This is a genomic window from Streptomyces nanhaiensis (assembly GCF_046614825.1).
GTDB classification, from domain to species: domain Bacteria; phylum Actinomycetota; class Actinomycetes; order Streptomycetales; family Streptomycetaceae; genus Streptomyces; species Streptomyces radiopugnans.
Map to the genome: position 1 here is coordinate 1 of NZ_JBKJFM010000396.1, position 508 is coordinate 508.

1 pseudogene is annotated in these 508 nt (G+C 81.9%); it reads left to right on the top strand.

Annotated features, from left to right (window positions below):
* A pseudogene (locus tag ACLIYP_RS30780) lies at positions 1 to 508 on the top strand (hypothetical protein); the annotation flags it as partial.

Consider the following 508-nt stretch of genomic DNA (forward strand, 5'->3'; position numbering starts at 1 on the left):
CGCTCGGAGCGGGAGGCCGAGGCCGTACCGGCCGCCGAGCCGGACGCCCCGCGGTCGCCCGAGCCGCCCCGGCCGGCGGCGCCTTGGCCGGCGCCCCCGCAGCCGGCGCCGCGGTCCCGGACGCCGCGGCGGAGCGGTGAGGCGGGAGCGGAGGAGCCGTACGGGCAGGGCTCCGGGAGCCGCGGGAGCGGCGCCCCCAGGCGTGGGGGATTCGACTTCTTCGGCACCCAGGGCACCCGGAAGCGGCGCAGGACGCCGGGAACGCAGGACCCAGCGGCCGGCTCCTCCGAACAGGAGGAGGACCGGGGCCGCGCCGGCGCCCCCGGTGACGGCGGCCCGGACGACGGCCCCGCCCCCGGAACCACGCCCCCCGAAAGCACGCACCCGGGAACAGCGGTCCGCGCCACCCCGCCCGCCGTCGCGGGCAAGGTCATCGACCTGGGCGAGCCCGGCGGCGACGAGAGCGAGGACGGGGGCTCCCCTCCCGCCGGCGGAGACGGCGGCGCGG